The organism is Leptolyngbya sp. CCNP1308, assembly GCF_034932455.1.
Lineage (GTDB): Bacteria > Cyanobacteriota > Cyanobacteriia > Phormidesmidales > Phormidesmidaceae > Nodosilinea.
On record NZ_JAYGIH010000106.1, the window covers coordinates 95,553 to 120,036 of the forward strand.

Here is a 24,484-nt window from a genome sequence, read left to right on the forward strand (position 1 = left end):
AGTTTTGGCAGGTTTTTGAAACAATCGCTACCGTTACCGCCGCCTAATTCTAAGAAGCTGGGACTACATGGTGAGCCTAAGGTTTGTAAACTACTGATAAAGTCTGTAAATTACTGATACAGCGCTGAGTGCGCCAATGATTTATGACTGGGGCTATTGCTCTTGGTTCCCTGGGAAAGGCATGTGAATTGACCAAGACACGGGCGTTGCCCCTACGCCTGCCCTAGGTTTCTCGAATCGAACTGGGTCAGAGGCTCGTTTCTGGCCCGGTTTTTAGGCCGCACTAGACGAGTTAAAGACTCTGCCAGTTTGCTTTGTGATGCGTGCTGCTAGGCTAGTCCTCCCAGCTAAATTTGTTGCTCTACTTTTACCACCCCTTCGTTGTTCTCCTCTGCCATGGGACGTACACCTGTGAATCAACCCTATCAACCTCAGCAGCACACCCGCTCTACATGGCCAAACTGGGGGCCGAAGTCGCTAGTTGAAGAACGCGATGCCTGCGGCGTAGGCTTTTTGGCCGATCGCCAGAATCGCGCTAGCCACGATTTGGTAGCCAAAGCCCTTGCCGCCCTCGACTGCATGGAGCACCGGGGAGGCTGCTGCGCCGACCAGGACTCTGGCGACGGAGCCGGGGTAATGACGGCGATTCCGTGGGCCGTGCTGAATCGCTGGGCGGCAGAGCAAGGTTACGGGGCGCTGGCGAGCGATCGCACGGGCGTAGCCATGATTTTTTTACCTAACCATGACGAGGCCGCCGACTTTGTGCGCGACACCTTTAATCAGGTGATCAAAGACGAAGGGCTGAGCGTGGTGGGTTGGCGCACTGTGCCTGTGCGGCCTGACGTGTTGGGAGCCTTGGCGAAGCAGTACCAGCCTCGCATTGAGCAGCTGGTTATCGCCTCGGCGGGGGAAACCGATGAAGACCTAGAGCGGCGGCTCTATCTGGTGCGTCGCCAGGTGCTGCATCTGGTGGCCAATGCTGCCACCCATCCCGGTGAGCTAGCGGCGGCCGTCGTGGCTGAGCTGAAGGAGTTTTACGTGTGCTCCTGCTCCTGCCGCACCATTGTTTACAAGGGCATGGTGCGATCGGCGGTGCTGGCGGCCTTTTATGAGGATCTACGCGATCCCGACTACGTCAGTTCTTTTGCGGTATATCACCGCCGGTTTAGCACCAACACCATGCCCAAGTGGCCCCTGGCCCACCCCATGCGGCTGCTGGGTCACAACGGCGAAATCAACACCCTGGTGGGCAACATCAACTGGATGGTGGCGCGCCAGGCCGATCTCTACCATCCGGTGTGGGGCGATCGCTTTGATTTGCTTAAGCCCATCGTCAACGCCGAGAACAGCGACTCCGCCAACCTCGACAACGTCATGGAGCTGCTGGTGCGATCGGGTCGTTCTCCCCAGGAAGCCCTGATGATCATGGTGCCCGAGGCCTACAACAACCAACCCGAGCTGGACGCCTATCCCGAAATTACCGACTTTTACGACTATTACAGCGGCCTGCAAGAGCCCTGGGATGGCCCAGCCCTGATTGTCTTTAGCGATGGCACCCAGGTCGGGGCCACCCTCGATCGCAACGGTCTGCGCCCGGCTCGCTACGTGGTCACCAAGGACGATCTGCTGATGGTGTCGTCGGAAGCCGGGGTGCTCGATGTGGCCCCAGGCGACATCCTAGAGAAAGGTCGCCTGGGCCCCGGCCAAATGATTGCGGTCGATCTGCATCGCCAGGAAATTCTCAAAAACTGGGCGATTAAGCAGCGGGTCGCCACGCGGCAACCCTACGGTCAGTGGCTCAAGGACAACCGGGCTGAGGTGCAGCCCCAGCTGTTTACGGAGGCGACCCTCTACCCTGCCGAAGCCCTATTGCGCCAGCAGAGCGCCTTTGGCTACACCGTCGAAGATGTGGACATGATCATCCAAGACATGGCGGCCCAGGGTAAAGAGCCTACCTTCTGTATGGGCGACGACACGCCCCACGCGGTGCTTTCAGACAAGCCCCACCTGCTGTACGACTACTTTAAGCAGCGCTTTGCCCAGGTCACTAACCCCGCCATTGACCCCCTGCGCGAGCGGCTAGTAATGTCCCTGTCTACCCAGCTAGGAGCCCAGGGCAACCTGCTAAATGAGCAGCCTGAGCATGCCAAGCTGCTCAAGCTAGAGAGCCCGGTGATCAATGAGGTGGAGCTAGAGCACATCCACGGATCGGGCTTTGCCACGGCTACCCTATCCACGCTGTATGACATCGCGGCTGGTCCAGCGGGGCTGGCGAAGGCGGTGGCGGCTCTGTGCGATCGCGCCGACGAAGCCGTCAAAGCCGGTAAGACCATTCTGGTACTGAGCGATCGCGTTGACGCCCAGGGCAATACGGCCCCCCTCAGTGCCGACGTCAGCTACATTCCCCCTCTGCTAGCGGTGGGAGCCGTACATCACCATTTGATTCGCGACGGGCTGCGCATGCGCGCCTCCCTGGTAGTTGATACGGCCCAGTGCTGGAGCACTCACCACTTTGCCTGCCTGATTGGCTATGGCGCCAGCGCGGTGTGCCCCTACCTGGCGCTGGAGTCGGTGCGCCACTGGTGGGCCGACAGCCGCACCCAAAAGCTGATGGAAACCGGCAAGCTGCCGGTAACAACCCTCAACGGTGCCCAAGACAACTACCGCAAGGCCGTGGATGCGGGCCTGCTGAAGATTCTCTCGAAGATGGGCATCTCGCTGATTACCAGCTACCGAGGCGCACAGATTTTTGAAGCCATCGGCATCGGCCCTGACCTGCTGGATTTAGCCTTTCGGGGTACCACCTCACGGTTGGGCGGCCTTTCCGTCGTAGATTTGGCTCAGGAGACGATTCGTTTCCACCAGCGGGCATTCCCCGAACTGTCGGCTAAGCGCCTGCAAAATATGGGCTTTGTGCAGTCGCGGCCCAGCGGGGAATACCACATGAATAACCCCGCCATGAGCAAACTGCTGCACAAGGCGGTGGCCGATCGCCAGTACGACCACTACGAGCTGTACCGCGCTCAGCTCGAAAATCGTCCGCTCAGCGCCCTGCGGGATTTGCTGGATTTTGAGAGCGATCGCCAGCCTATTGCCATCGACCAAGTAGAGTCAGCAGAGGCGATTATGCGCCGCTTCTGCACCGGGGGCATGTCCTTAGGAGCGCTGTCGCGCGAGGCCCACGAGGTGCTAGCGGTGGCCATGAACCGCATCGGCGGCAAGTCGAACTCTGGCGAAGGGGGCGAAGACCCCGTGCGATTCAAAGTGCTCTCCGATGTGGATGGCGAGGGCAATTCTCCTACTTTCCCCCACCTGCGGGGCTTGAAGAACGGCGACACCGCCAGTTCCGCCATTAAGCAGGTGGCCTCGGGCAGGTTTGGGGTCACCCCCGAGTACCTAATGCACGCCGACCAGATTGAAATCAAGCTGGCCCAGGGGGCTAAGCCCGGCGAAGGAGGGCAACTGCCCGGTAAAAAGGTGAGTTCCTACATCGCCATGCTGCGCCGCTCCAAGCCCGGCGTGGCACTGATCTCACCGCCGCCTCACCACGACATCTACTCCATTGAAGACCTGGCCCAACTCATTTTTGACCTGCACCAGATCAACCCCAAGGCCGGGGTGTCGGTGAAGCTGGTGTCAGAGGTAGGGATCGGCACCATCGCCGCCGGGGTCGCCAAGGCCAACGCCGATGTGATTCAGGTGTCGGGCCACGACGGTGGCACCGGGGCCTCGCCGCTCAGCTCCATTAAGCACGCCGGGGTGCCCTGGGAGCTGGGCCTCACCGAAGTGCACAAGGTGCTGATGGACAACGAGCTGCGCGATCGCGTCACCCTGCGCGTTGACGGCGGCCTCAAGACCGGCTGGGACGTGGTGATGGGTGCCCTCATGGGGGCCGAGGAATTTGGCTTTGGCTCCATCGCCATGATCGCCGAGGGCTGCATTATGGCGCGGGTCTGCCACACCAACAACTGCCCGGTGGGGGTCGCCACCCAAAAAGAAGAGCTGCGCCAGCGGTTTACCGGCGTGCCCGAGCACGTAGTGAACTTCTTCTTCTACATTGCCGAAGAGGTGCGATCGCTGCTAGCCCGCCTGGGCTATACCTCTCTAATCGACATCGTAGGCCGGGCCGACCTGCTCAAGGCTCGGGCCGACGTTACCCTGGCCAAAACCAGTCACCTCGATCTAACCACCCTGATGAATCTGCCCGACGGGCGGGGCGATCGCGCCTGGCTCCAGCACGAAGCCGTCCACAGCAACGGCCCTGTGCTCGACGACGACATGCTGGCCGATGCCGACATTCAGCGGGCGATTCAAACCCAGAGCACGGCGACTAAAACCTACGCCGTGGTCAATACCGATCGCACCGTGGGCGCGCGGGTTGCCGGGGCGATCGCCGAAAAGTATGGCAACAGTGGGTTTGAAGGACAGCTCAACCTGACCTTTGAAGGCAGCGCCGGCCAGAGTTTCGGAGCCTTTAACCTGCCCGGCATGACCCTAACCCTGGTGGGCGAATCTAACGACTATGTCGGCAAAGGCATGCACGGCGGCGAAATCGTGGTTAAGCCCCCGGTCGGCATCACCTACGATCCCTCCACCAACGTGATTATTGGCAACACCTGTCTGTACGGGTCAACAGGCGGCACCCTCTATGCGCTGGGTACCGCTGGAGAGCGATTTGCCGTGCGCAATTCGAAGGGGCAAGCCGTGATCGAGGGCGCTGGGGATCACTGCTGTGAATATATGACCGGTGGCGTGGTCGTGGTGCTGGGGCCAGTCGGTCGTAATGTGGGCGCGGGCATGACCGGCGGCCTGGGTTATTTCCTAGATGAAACCGGCGGCTTTCCGGTGCGAGTCAACCCCGAAATCGTCAAGGTTCAGCGGGTCATCACCCCCGCTGGGGAAGCCCAGCTCAAAGCACTCATTGAGGCCCACCTGGCCCACACCGGCAGCCCTAAGGCCAAAACGGTGCTCGCCAACTGGCACGACTATCTGCCCAAATTCTGGCAGGTGGTGCCGCCCTCTGAGGCCGATACGCCAGAAGCCAACCCCGATACGACAGGGGCAGAGAAAGTCCTGAGTTCCAGGCAGTCGTAGTGCTCAGCGTGAAACGGCAGTCCCTTCTGCCGTTTCACGCTGAACCTCTATTGCTCACCCGCTCGCCCCTTTGTTCCAGCCCAATCAAAATAGCGGGCAGGCCTGGTATGCCTTTGTGCTAAGGTAGATCTCTAGTTTTGGCATGTCGTGGGTAACGAATGCCGGTGCGGGCAGATCGTCTGGCTTGAGATTTTATCGGCCTTCAAAGGTCTTCTTAAGCCTGAAGCCAGGGTTATATCCCTGCTGTAGGTGCCGTGTCCTTGTTTACTGATCTCGTCTGCCCTGTTGTCTGAGGTTATTGAATGTCTAAGCGTCGCAACCCCAAAAAAGAAAAAGCTCTACGCAATCAGGCCTATGCCCGCAAATTCCGCAAGAAGCGGACGGGTAACCAGCGCTTCTTCCGCCGCAACAATACCGGCGCAACAGATGAGGACAACAGCGAAGACAAAGAGAATAGCGACTACTCCAACAACAACGCTTAAGTTAACGCTATTTCAAAGCGGCAGCGATGAGTTTGGCAGCGCGATCGCCTGAGGCGATCGCGCCTTCTACATTTTTCCCCAGGCACCAGTCGCCACAGCCCACGAAGTTGGGCAGGACTGGTGAACTGAGCACAGAAGCTCCCAAGGGCTGGCGCACAAAGCCGTAGCGCCAGCGGTGAATCTGCATGCAGGTGGGGGAACCGATCCACGCCGCTAAACTCTCCGCCGTAGCGGCCAACAATTCTTGGCCAACGGACTCTAGATCGGAGCGATCGATGTTGTTGGCGGCGAAAGCTGGGCTGCTGTGCACCACCACCACCGACTCTTGCGGGTCGGTGCGCTTGCTGCTGTCTAAGGCGGCCCAGCGCAGCACTGGGTGAGTATCACTGGCAACCATCCAGCCGTCGGACGTTTTTTGAATAGAAAGGCTGGCAGATTGGTTAAGACTGAACCCAGCCATTACGGTAATGGCGGGTTCAAACTCTACGGTCTGAAGCTGTTCCAATAGTCGCTCAATGTCTCCATTTTGTCGCGCCGCTTTATCCAGCAGGGCGGCGGCTTGCGCAGCGGGAAGAGCCACAACCACAGCCCTAGCTTCAATCGAGCTAGGTTGATTGAAGCTATCTGCGCTTAAAGCTTCACCTTCAATCTGCCAACCATGGGGAAGCCGAGTCAGCGCTGTAGCACGCCAGTGTCGGTGAATAGAGAGCCCTGATGCCAAAGCTTTAGCGATCGCGCTCATACCCTTGGGTGCCGTATACAACGTCTCGGTTGACGTTGCGCTTAAGGAGCCATCTGCCTCTAGGGCAAAGGTTTCAGGCCGCCAGGGCTGGAGTACACCCGACTGCAACAGCGACGGGATGGGGCTAAGGGCGGAGTCAGCAAAAGGCTTTAAATACCGGCAGCCATGGTCTATGGCAGTAGAACCGACACGGCGAGTTGCTAAGCGTCCCCCCAGTCCGCGAGACTTGTCAACGACTAGCACCCGGTAGCCAGATTTCTGGAGCTTATGGGCCGCCGTTAGCCCACTGATTCCTGCCCCGATGACCACCACATCTTCCATATCTATTTCTTGCCAAATTTTGGTGAGTAGCCGTTGCCCAACATCCTATCTCGGGGAATTGTGTAAAAATGTAAGACAGTTTTTAAATATGGTGATGCCCAGTGGATGAGCTGCGGTCTGCCCTGGAGCTAGCAACAGATGAAGAACTTGAAGCCCTGACAGAAATGCTGTTTCGGCCCCGATTCAACCCGCTAGATTATCTGCAAAAGGCTGACCCACTGACAGTACAGAGCGGCACAAGGCAGCAGTGGCTCGACCGATTAGAGCAGCGCTTTCGGTTTTTGGCGGCGGATGGGCTAACGGTGATCAATGGCCAGAGCCAGCAAGTCAGCTATCGCCAGGCACTGATTCAGGTTTGTCACTATCTCAAGGTGCCCTACGCCACTACTTGGTCAACCGATGATTTAGAGGCAGAGGTGTTTTTACACCTGCTTCGCAGCAACCTCAATAAGCTGCCAAAAACAGAGCGCGATCGCCTTCAGCAATCCGTTCAAACCTCTCTACAGAAGTCAGCTCAGTTTCAATCCTTGCCCCTTGACCTTCAGGCCAACCCCCTCAGACTATTGGCCAAAGGCAGCAGTGCCCTAGCAATTAGCGCCGTCCTACAGCCTTGGCTACTTCAGCATATCGCTCGACAAATGGCCTTCCATATGGCCCGCTATGAAGTGACCCGGCAGGCCGTGATCAAAGGAGGCGGCACGGTGCTAACCCAAGTTCACCAGCGGTTTGCCCTGCGCATGGCCTCCCGAGGGGTAGCCGCTAGTGCAGCTCGTTACGGAGCTACTCGAGCCGTATTTTCAGTGCTAGGGCCTGCCCTATGGGGCTGGTTTTTAGCTGACTTAGGCTGGCGAGCGATCGCCACCAACTATGGCCGGGTTATCCCTGTCGTATTTACCCTGGCTCAGATTCGTCTAACGCGCTCCTTCGACGATTGGGACTTAGCTCCTGGCTAAGAGTGACCAGCCTATGCCCGTAGCTAATTGCCCTGCCAGTGGGATGCCATGCCTGACGCAAATCCGAGACCTAAAACCCACTATGACCAATTAGGGGTGAAGCCCACCGCTAGCCCTCAGCAAATTCGACGTGCCTTTCGCGACCTTAGCAAGCTCTACCACCCTGACACCACAGACTTACCCGCCATCGAAGCAACTGAAAAGTTTCAGCAGCTCAACGAAGCCTATGCTATTCTCAGTAGCCCCGATCGCCGCTGGGCCTACGATCAGCAGGTTGGGTATTCTCGCATATCAGTTATGCAGCCCTTAGAGCCGCTCAGCCGGCCAGCAACACCCCAGCGGCGAGAGCCCGCTAACATGTACCTCGATCCGACCGATCGCCCCCTCTCTGCCGGAGAAATTTTTGCCCTATTTATTTTAGGGCTCACCTTTGTAGCCTGCCTAGCCTTAGTCGTTACGGTCAGCCTAACCCGAGGAGACTATACCGCCGATCTAGCCCTTCCCCTCGAAAAGTCCACGCCTGAGATCGAAGCAGCTCCAGCTCAAGCGCGAGGAGAAAACCCATCACCAGGAAATGCCGCCCCCAGCCTCCCCGCTCCGCCAGACATACCGCCTGTGCCACGGTCCTTAAGCTCTGCACCCCCCACCTGGCTCTAGTCAAGACATTACAGCCATTTATTGTTCCTTAATCTACGGCCATGGCACTTCCCTCTGCGACTACCCCGCTTTACAACTATCCGCTGCCCGACATCGAAGCCTGGCTGCGACAGTATGGTTGCACCCAAGACAGCAGCGACACCCTCCACTGTTGGCATATCGTACGTCCTCGCTGGGAAGCCGAGATTTTGCTCGAGACAGACTGCATCGTGGTGCGCTACATTAGCGCCGGGCCCGCCGAAAAAGACATCCAGCGAGTCTTCAAATATTCCTTAAGCCGACAAGATTTAGAAGAAGCCATTTTTTCTGGGCCTTAAGGCCAGGCTCGTTACCAAATACTAAAGCTGAGCTACCAAGGTCAATCCAGCAGCTTGCCCAACTGGCGCAGAGACGCAGACTCATCTTCTCGCCCGCCCGCCTGATGCATCTCTAGGAACCCCTACTTCCTCGTCAGAGGTATCATCCAAAAGCCCATTAGAACAGGCCTTTTAGCGCCAGCTAATTAGCGACAGGCTTCAGCTTCAAAGCAAGGTATTTCTCAAGCCTTCAGGCCTTGTGTCAAGCAGACAGTCCCTCGCCTGCTACAGGGTGCCTAAGACACAGCAGCTTCATCCACTCAGTAGAACCACGCAGATGGATATTTATTCATCTGCGTATTTTCACATGTCCTAGATATTTCCTCGGCTCATATTTACGGGAGCATCACACTGTAGCCAAGGCTCTATGATTAAATTTAGGTTAACCCAAGGTGAAATAAAGCCGACATTTAGGTTATGGAGGGTTGTCTAACCCTTAATCCTGCATTACAGACTTTCTCCAGCAGGCGAGTTTAGGGCTATAGAGACAATTCCTCCGTAAATCTACAGATGCTTCAAATAACTGGGCAGTTAAACGGTGCATTTTCAGCGCAACGGAAACTTTCCGTAGAGAGTACAGCCCTTACAAGCGTGCATTCACTGAGAGCTTTATTGATACTTTTCCAGTATTCATCAAGGAGGAGCCATGACAGTCCACAACGCCTCTCAACCTAAGATTCAAAAAAAAATTGACCAGAGGAATTACGATATTTGGCTGAACTTTCTCGTAGCACTGCTGGCCACTAATTTATTTAGCATTTTCTTAGCTGGCCACAGCAACACTGATCTGAACTTTCTTTTTATGGAAGACGGGCCGCTTGAAAATCTAAGCGCAGGTTTCTATTTTTGTGCAGCAGCCATCTTTGCGATTGGCTTTAAAAATAAACCCGCCCCTCTCCGATTTTGGTGCCTGTTTTTTGCGGTTCTCATGTTCCTGGTTGGCGGAGAAGAAATCAGCTGGGGACAGCGAATTTTTGGCATCGTGACCCCTGAGTCTCTCAATGCTGTGAACGTGCAAAATGAGTTTAATATCCACAACATTGATGGCATTCACCAGTATGTTCGAACCGTAGGTGTTGCTTTTGTAGGTCTTTTCTGTTTTCTAATTCCGATTAGCAATCGGCTAAACCAGAGAATGAGTCAGCTCTACGTCCAGTTGGGTGTGCCGATTTTTCCGCTTAACACAATATGGCTCGTAACACTTTCAATTGTATTTATGATTGTTCCAAGAGCTCTGAATCTAGGAATGCTAGAGCTTTTCATGCTAGATGAAATCGGTGAATTCCTGCTTTCCTTTGCCTGGATTCCGTTCGCCCTCAATAATTCTTTCGAGTTAAGATCAAGCCAGACTAGGCTAAATACAATTTCTAAAGCCTAGGAGTTTCTAATCAAAATAATTGCTTTATAACTGCTCTAAGCATTTGCCTAGAGCAGTTTTTTATGACTATGGTTTGGGTAAGCAGACGGAAATAACTAACCTAATTCCTCTCTCAGGCCACTCATACTAAATCCTACTTGGCTAACCCCCAATTCCTCTGGGCAAATGCAATTTTCTCCTACGGTTTCGCCTGCTGGGAATCGGGGTTGTGTGATTCGGATTTGGTATCGGATGAGGCTCCAAAACTACAGCTTAGTGTAGTAAAAATTTGTCGATCATTAAATCTCTAGTAGCAGCTCTGGGCGGTGCAGTACTGCTTAGGAAAGTCGGGTTGCAATACCCTATCTGAAAACTCACTGGCTATCGTCCAGCTTGAGGCACCTTGATCAACGCCATACTCAGGTAGCTGACCAGCACTATCTTGAATCCTTACATTGAGCACTGTCGCCAAAAGAATGCTCTCTTAAGCTCTAGGCCGGTAGCAACTCAGCGCTGTCGGTCTAGAGCTCAAGAGAGCAATAACTATGCGGATGAAAGGACTTGAACCTTCACGTCCGAAGACACTAGAACCTAAATCTAGCGCGTCTACCAATTCCGCCACATCCGCGTTCGGTGATTAAGCATAGCAAACAACGGCGGGCTGTGGGAACTTTTCGACCTGTTCTTTTTAAAGATCCTTGGCTCAGGGAGATATAGGGGTTGAGCTAGGCCACCAATGCTGGGGGCAGATTGCTGGGGCGGTAACCAGCACCTAGCCCTCGCCAGCGCTGAAATACGCTGTTGTGCAACGCTGTATCCGCAGGAACAGTACGGCGTTGAAGGTCGGTCAGTCGGAATAGCCAGGAAATAGACCCTGAAGGAACTGGTGCCGCTGGGTTTGGTCGAATGCTGGGGGACTGAAGCGGGGTTGGAGACGTTGAATCGCGCTGCAGGTGGCTGAGGTCGAACTTTAGGCCTAGGCCAAGGGTAGATTGCCCCGTGTCAACTATCCAAAGCAGCGCCCCATCAGCTAGAGGTAATGATCCTAAGTTGCTGCCGCCAACGGCCCCATGGTCGCCCGGAAACCAGAATCAGCAGTTTTTGCCTGATTGGCCCCAAAGTTGCTCTTAATCTGCGCTATGTCCCGGTGTTTAAGCCGATTTACCCAGAAATCTTTACTGCAAGCCGTAAAGGTGAGCCCATCGATCGAGTTGGCTTGATCTACTCTGAATCTAGAGATAAAAGCGGGGCGATCGCCTCTAGGAGCTGACGATGAGTTTGCTAGGTAACATTATTTGGCTGATCTTTGGCGGTTTTTTAACCGGGCTGGGCTACATACTGGGCGGGCTGGTACTCTGTCTGACAATTGTTGGCATTCCTTTTGGGGTGCAGGCCATCAAGCTGGGTACTGCCACCATGACACCTTTTGGACGCAAGCTGGTGGAAGACAGCAACCCCAACAGTGCGCTAAAAATTGTGCTGAATGTGGCATGGCTATTTTTCTTTGGCTGGGAAATTGCTCTAGTTCATCTATTTCATGCGGTGTTGTTGGCTATTACCCTGATTGGTTTACCGTTTGCCAAACAGCACATCAAGCTGGTGCCCCTGGCACTGTTTCCCTTTGGCAGAAGCTTTGAGCGTCTCTAGTTGCAGCTGTAGAGATCGCCCCTGAGAGCGCCATAGCTACGGTCAGCTTACACTGAGCCACACCCCTTAAAAGAGCGGCGGTGCTGGGGCGTTGGCCCTAAAGTTTGCAACGCCAGGCGGTGGGCAGCACTGCCATAGCCCTTATTGCGGGCTAGGTGGTAGCCGGGGTAACGGCGATCGAGGCGCACAATCAGGCGATCGCGCCATACTTTAGCCAATATGCTGGCGGCGGCAATCTCGGTGTGGATGCGATCGCCCTGCACCACCGTCTGCTGAGGCAAACCTAGGTTTTGAATAGGCTGGTTGCCGTCAACTAAACAGAGGTCTGGCGGCGGGTCGAGGCGGCGCAGCGCCCGAGTCATCGCCAGGAGACTGGCGTGCAGAATATTCAGCCGATCAATGTCGTGGATGGTAGCTAGCCCCAGGGCATAGTCCGTGGCCAGTCGTTGAATGGGCTCTACTAAGCTTTCGCGGCGGACGGGGCTCAGACACTTGCTGTCAGTCACCCCCAGCCTTAGAAGCTGCTCGCCAGCCTGGGGTGACAGAACTACTGCAGCCGCCACCACCGGGCCAAAAAGGCACCCCCGCCCCACCTCGTCTACCCCAGCAATTTTAGTGTCCGGAAGATGCTCGCAATTATTCACAGGGCCACAGCCTATTCGTCGCCACCATCGCCACCGTCACCAGTGGAGGAAGAGCGACGACGGCGGCGGCGGCGCACACTGCTAGACGCTTCTGGCTCCGCTTCGGGAATGACTTCTATAGGGTCCGATTCAGCCCTAGAGACAGGTTCGATCGCCAGCTCTGAAGATGATGATGCAGCCTCAGAATCTGTTATGTCAGCCTCCTGGGCCTTTGCGCGGGCCGAACGGGTGCGCACGGTGCGCTTAGGAGACGGCTTGGGCGATGAAGGCTCTGGCTCAGCCATATCCACCACCGCAACCTCCCCTGGAGTCTCGGCTGAAGCCTCCCCAGCGGTAATCGACACAATCTCTGGCGGAGCCTGACCAGGCAGCACCACCGACACCATCGTATTGCGAGGGTCCGTGACCTCTTGAGTCGACAGCACCATGGGCGAAATCCCCATCATGGCGTAGATACGCTGCTCGTCAGAGGTCATTTCCACAGTTACGACCTGGGGCGAAGCAGCGGACTTGCGATTTCGAGCCAAATCGCTTTGCGAATCGACTCGGCCTCCCGTCCGTCCGCGCCCCCGAGGAGAAGCTTTTTCCTCTTCAACTCTGGGGGATACGTTCGGCGTGGCTAATTCTGTAGTCTCTTTGAATTCGACCAGGGCGGCCCCATTCTCTTTGACCACAGGCGCGTCTTTACCATTGCCTCGGGTTGGCAAGGGGTCACGACGGCGGCGGCGACGGTTGTTACCGCGGCCCGATTTATCTTGATAGCTAGGGTGATTGCCCAAATCCAGCTCTTGCAGATCAGGACGACCATCAAAGTCGCCAGTGTCGCCCAGGGGAAGCGGTGCTGACTGAGGGGCCGGGCTTGCCCCAGAAAGCAGAGCATTGGGAACGACATCATTGCTACTGTCTACCGGAGCTTCACCCGGCAGATGTACCAAGTGCCCCAACCCACCGCAGGTGGGGCAGGGACGGCCAAACAACTCGTAGATATTTTGCCCCTGGCGCTTGCGGGTTAGCTCCACAAGACCCAGTTCAGACAGCTGAGAAATCTGGGGCCGAGCTTTGTCAGAACGCAGCGCTTTGGTGAAGTGTTCGAGCACTTGCAGCTTGTCACGCCGCGCGTCCATATCGATAAAGTCAACGACAATGACCCCAGCAATATTGCGCAGGCGTAACTGGCGGGCAATCTCGGCGGCGGCTTCGCAATTAGTCCACAGCACGGTTTCACGGGCCGTTGCAGAGCGAGTAAAGGAGCCAGAGTTAACGTCAATCACCGTCAGCGCTTCGGTGCGCTCGATGATAATGTAGCCGCCGGAGGGCAGGTCAACCCGAGGTTTGAGCGCTTCACGAATGGCGGCGTTGACGCGGAAATACTCCAGAATGGGAGTGCGTTCGCGGTGGTGATCGATCAGCACCCCGGCGGGCACTTGGCCGTCGCTCCAGTTAGCCAGGTGTTGTTTCACCCGCTTCATACCGGTGCTGGAGTCAGTCACAATGCGGTTAACTTCGGCATTGTAGGCGTCGCGCAGCACCCGCTGAATGAAGTCGTCATCGCGGTTGAGCAGGGCCGGCGGGCGCGTGTTTACGGCCTGTTGCTGAATACTTTCCCACTGCTTTTGCAGGGTTTCTAGGTCTTCAATAATGGCATTTTCGCTGATGCCTTCAGCCTCGGTGCGCACCAGTAGACCCATGCCCGCCGGCTTGATCAAAATTGCTAGGGCTCTCAGGCGGTTGCGCTCGCTCTCGCTGCGAATGCGCCGTGACAGGTTAACGCCGCGCCCCGAGGGCATCAACACCAGGTAGCGCCCAGGCAGGCTAACATTGCCGGTTAGACGTGGTCCCTTGTTGCCTGTGGGCTCTTTCATGATCTGCACCAGCACCTTTTGCTGGGGCACGACTAACTCGGTAATAGAGCCAGCGCTGCGTTTAAGCTTTAAGGGGCCTAAGTCGGTGACGTGCATAAAGCCGTTGCGCTCGCTGTCGCCGATGTTGACGAAGGCGGCATCAATGCCGGGCAGCACGTTTTCTACTGTGCCTAAATAAATATCGCTAACCTGGTGGCTACCGGTGGCCACAATTAGCTCTTGAATCTGATCTTCAGAAAAAACCGCAGCGATCCGGTTTTGCTCAGCAATAACAATCTGCTTCGGCATCCAAATTCCTCATACGACGCTCACCAGGGCGAATAAAGTCTGTTTTTCCCGCCCTGAGTGGGTGATTTGGCCATTCACCAGCCACGTCAACACCGCCACCGAGCGATCGGAAAACTCGTTTGCAAAAGTTGGGCAATGAAGCTCATTACAAAACTGCAATGAACCCTGCTTCCTAAGGGCATGCACAGATCCCCTAACTCGCCAGGCGCTCTGAGAATTCTTGTTCGTAGTGGATCTCGTTTGCGCTAGATCTGCTTGGGATAAACCGCACAAGCTGAACAAAAATTCTGACAGAAGCGCTTAACGCTAAGGATGTGTAGCAGCTTAAGACACTTGCTATGCACCTTTGCTCAGGCACATCAGCTCCTGCTGAATGCATTATAGCGCCAAGCAGAAGCAGCAACACGATGTTGCATATCTTTCTACCACAGGTGGGGCGAATTCGCATCTGTAATGTTGAGTTGGCTGGCCTCAATCGCTGCGCCGAATAGTAGAAAATAGGGACGATGGGACGCAGGTAAGAAGCAAAAACCCGATGTCTATCCTAGGGGCGTAGGCGAAGCGAAGCCATGGGCCTTACCCAAATTTAGGCCGTTATTCAGCACCACAAAAAAAGAGGGGCGATCGCCGGCAATTATCAGCCCTGCGATCGCCCCCCTATCCCTAAATCAAGCTACTGCTAGGAAGCAGAAGCCGCCGTAGCTCGAGTCCGGGTGCGGCGCTCGGCCGTCGCCACCGCAGGCTCAGGCTGGGGCTCAGCCTCGGGCTGCGATTTTTTCTGAACCCTAGGCTCAGTCTTTGGCTTGGGCTCACTCTTTGGTTTGGGGTCAGCCTGGGGCTGCGATTGCGCCGTCGCCGCTACACCAGCCCCCTGAATCAGCAGAATCAGCATGGGGTCGCGCTTGTCAAGCTCGCGCCGCACCAGGCGACGCAGATCTTGGTCGAGGGCGGCTTTGAGGGCATCCAGATCGAGGGCAGACTTACCGTTGCCATTAGACACCACCAGCTCCGCCCCGCGACTAGAGAGCACCTGGGTAATCACCTGCTTAACCTGGCCCTGGAAGCGCTCCTGGGAGATCGATTGGGCCACCCCGCGAATTTGCACGGTGGGGTCGGCCACCAGCTTGCCGTTACTGCCCACGGTGGCGGCAATGGTGACGACACCGTCTTCGGCCAGCTGCTGTCGCTCTTTGAGCACATCGCGGCCCACCACCCCAACACGGGAGGCATCGACTAGCTCAATGCCCGAGGGCACCTTGCCCGCTTTGCGAATGCCGGATGGGCTAACTTCGACGATATCGCCGTTGTCGATGATCACCATGTTTTCGGCAGGTACGCCCATGCTTTGAGCCGTCTCAGAATGCTTCACCAGCATGCGGTGCTCGCCGTGGACGGGCAGAAAATACTTGGGCCGGGTGAGGGCCAGCATCAGCTTCTGGTCTTCTTGGGCACCGTGGCCCGAGACGTGGATGCCCTTGTCTTTGCCGTAGACCACCTTGGCTCCGCGCATCATCAGCTTGTCGATGGTGTTGACTACAGAGATGGTGTTGCCAGGGATGGGGTTAGCGGAGAACACCACTGTATCCCCCTGCTTGACCTTAATTTGCCGGTGAGAGTCTTCGGCAATGCGGGTGAGAGCCGCCAGTGGCTCGCCCTGGGAACCGGTGGTGAGAATCAGCACGTTCTCATCGGCGGTGTGGCCTAGGGATTTAAGGGGCACAAACAGGCTCTCGGGGCACTTGATGTAGCCCAGGTCGCGGGCGTGGGCGATGACGTTGAGCATAGAGCGACCCACCACAAACACCTTGCGGTTGTGCTTTTGGGCCAGTTCCAGAATCATGTTGACCCGGTGCACCGACGACGAAAAGGTGGTGACGATCAGCCGTCCATCGGCTTTAGAAAATTCGCGATCGAGGTTAGGAAAGACCGATCGCTCCGAAGGGGTGTGCCCCGGCACCTCAGAGTTGGTGGAGTCGCTGACTAGGCACAGCACGCCTTTCTCGCCCGCTTCCGCCAGCTTTTGAATGTCGAAGGTTTCGCCATCGACGGGGGTGTGGTCAAACTTGAAGTCGCCCGTGTGGATGACAATGCCCACGGGGGTGTGGATGATCACCGAGCAGCTGTCGGCGATGGAGTGGGTGTTGCGAATGTACTCCACCAGGAAGGAATTGCCGACGCGCACGGTTTCGCGGGGGCGCACAGGGCGCAGTTCGGTGCGATCGCTCATGCCGGCCTCTTCCAGCTTGCCCTCTAGCAGAGCCATGGCCAGACGCGGGCCGTAGATCACCGGAATGTCAAACTGCTTGAGGTGAAAGGCGATGCCGCCGATGTGGTCTTCGTGACCGTGGGTGACAATCATGCCCTTAATCTTGTGGCGATTTTCCCGCAGGTAGGTGACATCGGGCAGCACAATGTTGACCCCGTGCATACCGTCGGTGGGAAAGGCTAGCCCGGCGTCGAGCAGCATAATTTCATCGTTGATCTCAAAGACGCAGGTATTCTTGCCGATCTCGTGCAGCCCGCCCAGCGGAATAATTTTCAGGGCATTATTGGCAGATTTTGAAGTCATAAACAATCTCGTCAGTAAACAATTGGAATGGAAAAATTGAACAGTTAGAAAAGAATGGGTGGCAACTAGAGCCCAACCGCGTCGGCGTTCACAACCTGTGTCACACCCCAACGGGTACAGTTGCTTGATTGCCAAGATGCAGCACGATCAGAGTGCTAGCTGTCGAGAGTAGCCACTGCTAAGGCAGATGAGGCCCAGGTCGATGTCGCAACATCGAGAGGTAGAGCAGCCAGGGCCACAGACAGTACAGATAGAGCCATAAATACGGTTCACACAGAGATAAAGGATAAACAAACTATTCAGTTGTTAGAAAACTAGGTGGTAAACAGCTCTTGCCAAAAAGGCGAGCTAGAACCTGCTTGGGAATGATCGATAGCGCCTAAATGCGATCGCTCAAGGCCTAACGCCAGACCCGCTGATCTATGCTTTAGCAGCTAGAATACCCTCTTCAGAGAGCTGTTGAAGCACCTCTGCGATCGCAATACCCACCGATTCATCGGGCATGCACAGGGGCGATCGCACTGCCCCCACCGGCCACCCCCGCTGCGCTAAGGCCACTTTCAGTGGCACCGGGTTGGTGGTGACAAACAAAACCTTAAACAAAGGCAACAACTGCAAATGTATTTCGGTGGCTAACCGGGTCTTTCCGGCTTCGTAGGCCTGCACCATGGCCTGAATCTGAGGGCCAACCAGGTGACTAGCCACGCTCACCACCCCACAGCCACCGACCGAGAGCACCGGCAGGGTCAACGAGTCATCCCCAGAGTAGATGCCAAACTCAGCCGGGGTGTGATAACGAATTTGACTGGCCTGATCTAAACTTCCACTAGCCTCCTTAATAGCTACTATATTCGATATTTCTGCCAGGCGGGCAGTGGTCTCAATTGCCAGTGCACAACCCGTACGGCCCGGAATGTTGTACAGCATGATGGGCAGGTCGGGCACGGCTGCCGCAATTTGGCTAAAGTGCTGATAAAGCCCCTGTTGGGAGGGCTTGTTGTAGTAGGGCACCACCTGTAAAGACCCATCCAGCCCCAAATCATAGGCGTGACGGGTGGCTTCGATAGCCTCGGAGGTTGAGTTAGACCCAGTACCCGCGATCACCTTAGCACGGCCAGCCACCGCTTCGCGCACTGTCTTGTACAGCTGATACTCTTCTTGCCAGCTCAGCGTGGGCGACTCGCCCGTAGTGCCGCACACCACTAGCCCATCGCTGCCATTGCTTACCAAATAATCGGCCAAGCGCTCGGCCACGGCATAGTCAACGGAGCCATCTTCAGAAAATGGCGTCACCATTGCCGTTAACACTTTGCCAAAATACGTCACCCGAAATGCCTTACATCCTACGAAGTTCAATGACCCTGAGATTATACCAAGTTCACCCCTAGCGGGTCGGCCCTAGGAAAGATTGTGGGAAAGAAAGCCCGCAGATCAATTGCGCTGATGAGATTGAGGACAGCGCTGCCGCAGCCATCTATCCCTACAACCTGTAGGCAGTGCCCACCACTCCCTGAGATTTTTCCAAACACCTCGCAAACCACTCAACGCTGGTCTAATGGGACACTCCGACCACCTGGGGCACTTGCAACAGCTCAGCAATTTGAACCGCGTTGAGGGCTGCCCCCTTGCGAATTTGGTCGCCGCTGAGCCACAGCTCTAGGGCATTGGGGTTCGAAATATCCTGGCGAATGCGGCCCACCAGCACGTCGTCTTGGCCGCTGGCCTCCATGGGCATGGGGAAGTAATTCCGCGCCCAATCTTCAACCACTTTTACCCCTGGGGCTTTGGCCAGTAACGCTTTGGCCTCCTGGGGTGAGAACGGTGCCGCAAACTCAATATTAATCGCTTCGGAGTGAGCCCGTAGTACGGGAACCCTCACACAGGTGGCCGAGATTCTCAGGCTGTCGGCCCCAAAAATCTTGCGGGTCTCGTTCACCATCTTCATTTCTTCTTGACAGTAGCCCTGCTCGTTGAGGGGCGAGTTGTGGGGAAATAGGTTAAACGCCAGAGGGTAGGGAAACGCCTCGGCCACGGGTTCTTCCCCAGCCAAAATGGCGCGGGCCTGCTGCTTCACCTCTTCCATCGCCCGCGCCCCGGCCCCACTGGCCGACTGGTAGGTGGCCACCACTAACCGCTGGACTGGCTGCACCTGGTGCAGCGGCCACACCGCCAGCGCCATCAGAATAGTCGTGCAGTTGGGATTGGCGATAACGCCCTGATGGGTCTGGGCCGCCTCGGGGTTCACCTCGGGTACAACAAGAGGTACCGCAGGATCCATCCGGTAGGCGCTGGAGTTGTCGATGCACACAGCCCCCGCCGACACCGCCTTGGGCAGCCACTCCTGAGACACCGACCCGCCTGCCGATGCCAGCACCAGGTCAATGCCATCAAAGGAACCTTCGCCTAGGGCCTGCACAGGAATCTCTTCGCCCTTGAAGGTCAAGGTGGTACCCGCCGACCGGGGAGACGCCAGCAGAGTTAAGTCTTTGAGGGGAAACGATCGCTCATCCAGCAGCGCCAGCAGCTCTGCCCCCACGGCCCCGGTGGCCCCCATAATCGCAACTCTCAGCCCGTTCGACACAGCGCTACCTCAACCTACTCGCAGAACCTATTGCATCAGTCGATATTAACATTTCGCCTATTGCCGCCAACAGTCCCGCGCTGGGGAGCAGGGGTCAAGAGAAAATTCAGGCAATCCAGAACCGCCCCGAACAGGCTAATTTGCTAACCAATGGCCCTAAGGCCGGAACCTGAAGGCCAGGATTGTGGACTAAAACCAAGGAATAGCTGCCAGGCTGTGACGATAGAGTATGCTTATTAATTGCGCCAAAAGCTTCTCCCCCGGTATGGAGCGCGCGCAGTCGCCGTCTAGTTAGCAAAAAGACCCCATGAAAGTTACCCAGGAAGTACTGCCCGACAGCCAGGTGGGACTAGAGATTGAGATTCCCGCCGATCTGTCTCAAAAGACCTACGATCAGGTGCTGAACAAGATGATGCGGACGGTCAACGTACCGGGGTTTCGCAAGGGCAAAGTGCCTCGGCAGGTCTTTTTGCAGCGCGTTGGGGTGTCTCAGTTTAAAGCAGCCGTCATCGAAGAACTGGTGCAAAACGCCGTCGAAAAGGCGATCAAGCAAGAAGAAATCGATGCGATCGGCAACTACCAGCTCAAAAGCGGCTTTGAAGACCTGATTGGCCAGTACGAGCCCGGCCAGCCGATCACCATTCAGGCCTCGGTAGACGTGCCGCCTCGAGTCACCCTCCAAACCTACAAAGGGTTGTCTGTCCAGGCCGAAGAAATTCTTCCTGACCCCGAGCGGGTCGATGCCACCCTAACCCAGTACCAAAACAACCTGGCCACCCTAGTGCCGATTGAAGATCGCCCGGCCCAGGCTGGCGATGTAGCAGTAATTGACTTTGTGGGCAAGGTGCAGACCGAAGGTGGCGACTTTGAAGAGTTTCAGGGCGGTTCCGGCACGGACTTTCAGGTGGAGCTAGAAGAGGGGCGGTTCATTCCTGGCTTTGTGGAAGGCATTATCGGTATGGCGCTGGAAGAGGCCAAAGATGTCGAGATTCCCTTCCCCGACGACTATGCTCAGGCCGATTTAGCGGGCAAGCCAGCGGTGTTCTCCATCACCCTGAAGGAAATTAAAGAGAAGGAACTGCCCGAGCTAGACGACGACTTTGCCCAAGAAATCAGCGAGTTTGAGACCATCGAAGCGCTGCGCACTTCGTTGACCGAACGCTACCAGGAAGAGGCCGACGAGAAAACCAAAGCCAACAAAGATGCGGCCCTAATTGAGGCTCTAGTGGAGCATTTAGAGGCCGAAATTCCCAATACCCTGGTGCAAAAAGAGGTGGACTTTTTGCTCACCCAAACCATTATGCAGCTCAGCCGCCAGGGCATTGACGTCAACAAAATGCTGACCCGCGAGCTGGTTGACAGCATGCGTCAGCGCACTCGCCCGGAGGCGCTCGATCGCCTGCGCCGCACCCTAGCCCTAGGCGAAGTGGCCAAGCAGGAAGGTATCAAGATCGAGGAAGAGGCGCTGCAAGAAAAAATCAAGGAGGCCATGGCCGAGGTGGAAGACCCCAGCCAGATCGACCCCGATCGCCTCCAGCAGGTGCTGACCGAAGAGCTGCTGCAAGAGAAAATTCTGGCCTGGCTAGAGGAAAACAACACCGTTGAGCTAGTGCCCGAAGGCACCCTGCAAAAGGCGGCGATCGCCGATGCCGATGCCGTTGAAGCCGCAGCTGTTGAGACTACATCCTCAAACAGCGACGCTATTGAGGTGGATGCCACTGAGGTTGCAGCCGACGATGGCGCAGCGACAGCCGATTCGACGGAAGAGGAGTAAGGCCGAGGCCAGCAAGCCTGAAAAGGCGACTCAGAGAGGCTAGAGCCGTTTGTGCTTGCCTGTAGATTTCGGTAAACCATCGGTTAGCCCACCCCGTGAACCTGATTTTTTGGGGCATAATGTCGGGTAGGCTAGCCGATGGCTTGTTAGTCTAAGTGCCTAGCTCAGCATCCTGAGTCTTTAGTGCCCTGACCGTAACGCAATATTCCTAAGCCCTTGAAATCTCGCGCAAACCCATTATGATTGCATCGAACCCATTGAGTAGCCCTATCTTGAGCTTGAGCCAGTCTGCCCTGAGCGCTAACCAGGTTCGCAGTATGCTGCCCGTTGTCGTAGAGCAATCGGGGCGAGGGGAGCGGGCATTTGACATCTACTCCCGCCTGCTGCGGGAACGCATTGTGTTTCTCGGCACTCCGGTAACTGATGAGGTGGCCGACTCGATTGTCGCCCAGCTGCTGTATCTGGATGCTGAAGATCCTGAGAAGGATGTGCAGCTTTATATCAACTCTCCAGGTGGCTCTGTGACGGCGGGCATGGCCATCTACGACACCATGCAGCAAATTCGCCCCGACATGGTAACCATTTGCTTTGGGCTAGCCGCTAGTATGGGTGCGTTTCTGCTGTGTGCTGGGGCAAAGGGCAAGCGCCTATCGTTGCCTAGCTCTCGGATCATGATCCACCAGCCGCTGGGGGGTGCCCAGGGCCAAGCCGTGGATATTGAAATCCAGGCGCGCGAGATTCTCTACCACAAGAATCGGCTGAATGAGCTGATCGCTCACCACACTGGGCAGCCGATGGATCGCATTGAGACTGACACCGAGCGCGACTTCTATATGTCTGCCGCTGAAGCCAAGGCTTACGGGCTGATTGACGACGTTGTTGAACAGCAGTTTCTTCCCACTGCCCCCACTATGACTGCACTAAACTAGGGTCATTATTCTATGTCTAAGTACGACTCCCATCTTAAGTGCTCGTTTTGTGGCAAGTCTCAGGAGCAGGTGCGCAAGCTGATTGCGGGGCCGGGAGTCTACATCTGTGACGAGTGCGTTGACCTATGCAACGAGATTTTAGACGAAGAGCTGTTTGACTCGGGCACGGCGATCGCCCAGCCCGTGCCCCGCCGCGACACCCCCGCCGCCGATCGCCCGCGCACCGCTCCAGCGATTTCCCTCAACCAAATTCCTAAGCCCCGAGAAATCAAAAATTACCTAGACGATCACGTCATTGGCCAGGATGAGGCCAAAAAGGTACTTTCGGTGGCGGTTTACAACCATTACAAGCGCCTCAGCTATCTGCAAGGGTCTGAGGGAGAATCGGCCGATGACCTTGTTGAGCTCCAAAAGTCAAACATCTTGCTGATTGGCCCCACGGGCTGCGGTAAGACGCTGCTAGCTCAGACCCTAGCTCGCATTCTTGAAGTGCCCTTCGCTGTAGCCGACGCGACCACCCTCACCGAGGCGGGCTACGTAGGCGAAGACGTAGAAAATATTCTGCTGCGGCTGCTTCAGGTAGCTGACCTAGATGTTGAGGAGGCCCAGCGCGGCATCATCTACATCGACGAAATCGACAAAATTGCCCGCAAAAGCGAAAATCCCTCCATTACCCGCGATGTGTCTGGGGAAGGCGTGCAGCAGGCGCTGCTAAAAATGCTGGAGGGCACCGTGGCCAACGTGCCGCCCCAGGGGGGACGAAAGCACCCTTATCAAGACTGCATTCAGATCGACACTAGTAATATTTTGTTTATCTGCGGCGGTGCCTTTGTTGGGCTAGAGAAAATTGTTGAGCAGCGGATTGGCAAAAAATCGATTGGCTTTGTGCAGCCGGGTGAAGGGCAGTTCTCTCGCGAAAAGCGCACCGCCGACGTGCTGCGGAATTTGGAGCCCGACGATCTGGTGAAATTTGGCCTGATTCCTGAGTTTATTGGCCGCATTCCGGCGACCTCGGTGCTAGAGCCGCTGGATGAAGAGTCGCTGATGGCGATTTTGACTGAGCCCAAGAACGCGCTGGTGAAGCAGTTTCAAAAGCTGATGGTGATGGACAACGTGCAGCTTGAGTTTAAGCCGGATGCGCTGCGGGCGATCGCCCGGGAAGCCTATCGCCGCAAGACCGGCGCTCGTGCCCTGCGCGGCATCATCGAAGAGCTGATGCTCGACATTATGTATGAGCTGCCCTCGCGCAAAGACCTGAAGCGCTGCATGATTACCCGCGAAATGGTGGAGCAGCGGTCTACCGCTGACCTGCTGCTGCATCCCTCTTCGATGCCTAAGCCCGAATCTGCTTAGCCATGCCCTACATCAACGTCAACCAGGTTAACCACTACTACGAGTGGGTCGGCACCGATACGCCGCGTGATCCCAGTTCTTCAAAGCCGGTGATGGTCTTCATCCACGGCTGGGCTGGGTCGGCCCGCTACTGGCAGAGTACGGCGGCGGCCCTGAGCGATCGCTACGACTGTCTGCTCTACGACATGCGCGGGTTCGGGCGATCGCGTCTGGCCCCCGATCAGCAGGATGCGGCTGCGGCGCGAGGCTACGAGCTAGACACCTACGCCGATGATTTGGCCGAGCTGCTGAAGGCGCTGAACCTGCCTAAGGTGTCGATCAACGCCCACTCCATGGGGGCGTCGGTGGCGGTGTACTTTTTGAATCAGTACCCGGAGCTGGTAGAGAAAGCCATTCTCACCTGCAACGGCATTTTTGAGTACGACAAAGCTGCCTTTGAGGCGTTCTACAAGTTTGGCGGTTACGTGGTGGCCTTTCGACCCAAGTGGCTGGGGAAAATTCCGCTGGCCCCGCGCTTTTTTATGGCCCGATTCCTCAGCCGCCCCATCCCCGCCGCCGAGAAAATCGCGTTTTTGGACGATTTCTTAACCGCCGACTACGCCACGGCGTTGGGCACCATCTTTACCTCGGTGAGCAAGAAGGCGACGGAGGTAATGCCGGTGGAGTTTGCCAAAATTACCGTGCCAACCCTACTGGTTTCCGGTGAATTCGACAAAATCACTCCGGCGGAGCTAGGTCGCACAGCGGCAGCGCTGAATCCTAAAATCGAGTACGCCCTGGTCAAGAACACTGGGCATTTCCCCATGCTCGAAGACCCGGAGACCTATCTAAATTACGTCAATGCTTTTTTGGCGTAGGCTATCGACATAATACAT

The 24,484-nt window shown here is 56.2% G+C and carries 17 protein-coding genes and 1 tRNA gene; 11 read left to right on the plus strand and 7 right to left on the minus strand.

Translation table 11 applies throughout. From position 1 onward, the window contains the following. The first annotated feature begins 396 nt into the window (after window positions 1–396). Window positions 397–5,094, plus strand: a complete 4,698-nt coding sequence (gltB, locus tag VB780_RS26910) for a glutamate synthase large subunit (RefSeq protein ID WP_323354270.1) — start codon at window positions 397–399, stop codon at window positions 5,092–5,094. A 302-nt stretch (window positions 5,095–5,396) separates the two neighbouring features. After that, a complete protein-coding gene (locus VB780_RS26915) occupies window positions 5,397–5,576 on the plus strand; it encodes a hypothetical protein (RefSeq protein WP_323354271.1) in 180 nt (59 codons plus the stop codon). A 7-nt stretch (window positions 5,577–5,583) separates the two neighbouring features. On the opposite strand, the gene VB780_RS26920 is transcribed toward VB780_RS26915, so the two are convergent. After that, window positions 5,584–6,657 carry an NAD(P)/FAD-dependent oxidoreductase gene (locus VB780_RS26920; protein WP_323354317.1) on the minus strand — a complete coding sequence of 358 codons (1,074 nt, stop codon included), beginning with the start codon at window positions 6,655–6,657 and terminating at the stop codon, window positions 5,584–5,586. 83 nt (window positions 6,658–6,740) lie between these two features. Here VB780_RS26920 and VB780_RS26925 point away from each other — a divergent pair, with 83 nt between their 5' ends. From VB780_RS26925 to VB780_RS26940, 4 genes are all read left to right on the plus strand, one after another. Beyond that, a complete protein-coding gene (locus tag VB780_RS26925; RefSeq protein WP_323354272.1) occupies window positions 6,741–7,592 on the plus strand; it encodes a hypothetical protein in 852 nt (283 codons plus the stop codon). A gap of 48 nt (window positions 7,593–7,640) precedes the next feature. Continuing rightward, window positions 7,641–8,249, plus strand: coding sequence for a J domain-containing protein (locus VB780_RS26930; RefSeq protein ID WP_323354273.1), 609 nt, complete (start codon window positions 7,641–7,643; stop codon window positions 8,247–8,249). Between the two features lie 41 nt (window positions 8,250–8,290). Then, window positions 8,291–8,566, plus strand: coding sequence for a DUF3143 domain-containing protein (locus VB780_RS26935; RefSeq protein ID WP_323354274.1), 276 nt, complete (start codon window positions 8,291–8,293; stop codon window positions 8,564–8,566). A 685-nt stretch (window positions 8,567–9,251) separates the two neighbouring features. Beyond that, window positions 9,252–9,983, plus strand: coding sequence for a hypothetical protein (locus VB780_RS26940; protein ID WP_323354275.1), 732 nt, complete (start codon window positions 9,252–9,254; stop codon window positions 9,981–9,983). A gap of 525 nt (window positions 9,984–10,508) precedes the next feature. On the opposite strand, the gene VB780_RS26945 is transcribed toward VB780_RS26940, so the two are convergent. Next, a tRNA-Leu gene (locus VB780_RS26945) sits at window positions 10,509–10,590 on the minus strand. Between the two features lie 644 nt (window positions 10,591–11,234). On the opposite strand from VB780_RS26945, the gene VB780_RS26950 reads away from it, so the two are divergent. Then, on the plus strand, window positions 11,235–11,609 hold the full coding sequence (locus VB780_RS26950) for a YccF domain-containing protein (RefSeq protein WP_323354276.1): 375 nt from the start codon (window positions 11,235–11,237) through the stop codon (window positions 11,607–11,609). 47 nt (window positions 11,610–11,656) lie between these two features. Here the strand turns inward: VB780_RS26950 and VB780_RS26955 are convergent, their stop codons facing one another. The 5 genes from VB780_RS26955 to VB780_RS26975 form a co-directional block, all read right to left on the minus strand. After that, window positions 11,657–12,253, minus strand: a complete 597-nt coding sequence (locus VB780_RS26955) for a ribonuclease HII (protein ID WP_323354277.1) — start codon at window positions 12,251–12,253, stop codon at window positions 11,657–11,659. An 11-nt stretch (window positions 12,254–12,264) separates the two neighbouring features. Continuing rightward, window positions 12,265–14,403, minus strand: coding sequence for an Rne/Rng family ribonuclease (locus VB780_RS26960; RefSeq protein WP_323354278.1), 2,139 nt, complete (start codon window positions 14,401–14,403; stop codon window positions 12,265–12,267). A 679-nt stretch (window positions 14,404–15,082) separates the two neighbouring features. Further along, window positions 15,083–16,972 (minus strand): ribonuclease J, encoded by a 1,890-nt coding sequence (locus tag VB780_RS26965; RefSeq protein ID WP_323354279.1) that lies wholly within the window; start codon window positions 16,970–16,972, stop codon window positions 15,083–15,085. A gap of 420 nt (window positions 16,973–17,392) precedes the next feature. Beyond that, window positions 17,393–18,298 (minus strand): 4-hydroxy-tetrahydrodipicolinate synthase, encoded by a 906-nt coding sequence (dapA, locus tag VB780_RS26970; protein WP_323354280.1) that lies wholly within the window; start codon window positions 18,296–18,298, stop codon window positions 17,393–17,395. Between the two features lie 226 nt (window positions 18,299–18,524). Further along, window positions 18,525–19,553: an aspartate-semialdehyde dehydrogenase gene (locus tag VB780_RS26975; protein ID WP_323354281.1), complete on the minus strand. Its 1,029-nt coding sequence runs from the start codon at window positions 19,551–19,553 to the stop codon at window positions 18,525–18,527. Window positions 19,554–19,860: 307 nt separating this feature from the next. On the opposite strand from VB780_RS26975, the gene tig reads away from it, so the two are divergent. The 4 genes from tig to VB780_RS26995 all read left to right on the plus strand — a co-directional run bounded on the left by tig (window position 19,861) and on the right by VB780_RS26995 (window position 24,466). Beyond that, window positions 19,861–21,327 (plus strand): trigger factor, encoded by a 1,467-nt coding sequence (tig, locus tag VB780_RS26980; RefSeq protein WP_323354282.1) that lies wholly within the window; start codon window positions 19,861–19,863, stop codon window positions 21,325–21,327. A gap of 239 nt (window positions 21,328–21,566) precedes the next feature. Then, window positions 21,567–22,256 carry an ATP-dependent Clp endopeptidase proteolytic subunit ClpP gene (clpP, locus tag VB780_RS26985; protein ID WP_323354283.1) on the plus strand — a complete coding sequence of 230 codons (690 nt, stop codon included), beginning with the start codon at window positions 21,567–21,569 and terminating at the stop codon, window positions 22,254–22,256. 12 nt (window positions 22,257–22,268) lie between these two features. Further along, entirely contained in the window at window positions 22,269–23,609 is a 1,341-nt protein-coding gene (gene clpX / locus VB780_RS26990; RefSeq protein WP_323354284.1) for an ATP-dependent protease ATP-binding subunit ClpX, read from the plus strand. Between the two features lie 2 nt (window positions 23,610–23,611). Further along, a complete protein-coding gene (locus VB780_RS26995) occupies window positions 23,612–24,466 on the plus strand; it encodes an alpha/beta hydrolase (protein WP_323354285.1) in 855 nt (284 codons plus the stop codon). The last annotated feature ends 18 nt before the right edge of the window (window positions 24,467–24,484 follow it).